Genomic DNA, 697 nt, shown 5'->3' with positions numbered 1-697 from the left:
CTGGCCAAAACTGCCGGCGGGGAAGGGCGGTACCGCCTCAGCGCTCTCGATGGCGAGCATCGCCGCGGCAACACCTTCGCGCAGTGCCCTCCGCAAAGGCAGCCCGCGCAGCAGCGCGGCAACCGTTGCTCCGGTCAGGGCGTCGCCGGCGCCGGTTACGTCGGCAACTCGTCGCGGGGAGGGCGGGTCGATGGCGAAGACGCCCGATTGGTCGAAGCCGAGCACCGGAGCACTGCCGGCCGTGATCACGCCTGCCGTCAAGCTCAGCCGCCTGAGTTCCCCGACAAGATCGCGGCCGGAAATATCCGCACCAGCCAGCGCCGCCGCCTCTCGGCGGTTCATGAACAGCAGCGAAAGATTGCCGAGCAGCGGCGCCAGCCGCACCACCTTGGCCGGCGAGATGGCGATGGCGAAAATCGGCCTGTCGCCGGCTTGCGCAACCAGACGCTCGAGGGCCGCCGTTGGCAGGTTCGCGTCGCAGAGGATCGCGTCTGCCTCGGCGATCGCCTCGCGCGCCTTGGCGCGGCGGATCTGCTTGGGGAAGGCGAGGTCGTAAAGGCCCATATCGGCAAAGCCGACGATCAACTCCCCCTCGCTGTCGATCAGCGCAGTGTAGCTCGGCGTCGTGCGGTCGAGGAACACCGCCGAAAGGTCGGCGATGCCGGCCTCGTCGATCGCCGATGCGACGGTCTCACCC

Annotated in this window: 1 protein-coding gene; it reads right to left on the bottom strand. The window is 69.0% G+C overall.

Annotation, left to right across the window (positions count from 1 at the left end; all coding sequences use genetic code 11):
• Nucleotides 1–697 (bottom strand): PfkB family carbohydrate kinase (locus EOA75_RS33505; protein WP_127326187.1); only part of this gene is annotated, 697 nt, incomplete at both ends.

The organism is Mesorhizobium sp. M1A.F.Ca.IN.022.07.1.1 (assembly GCF_003997575.1).
GTDB lineage: Bacteria > Pseudomonadota > Alphaproteobacteria > Rhizobiales > Rhizobiaceae > Mesorhizobium.
Note: the sequence above shows the minus strand (reverse complement) of the source record. Positions and strands in the feature narration are given on the sequence as shown.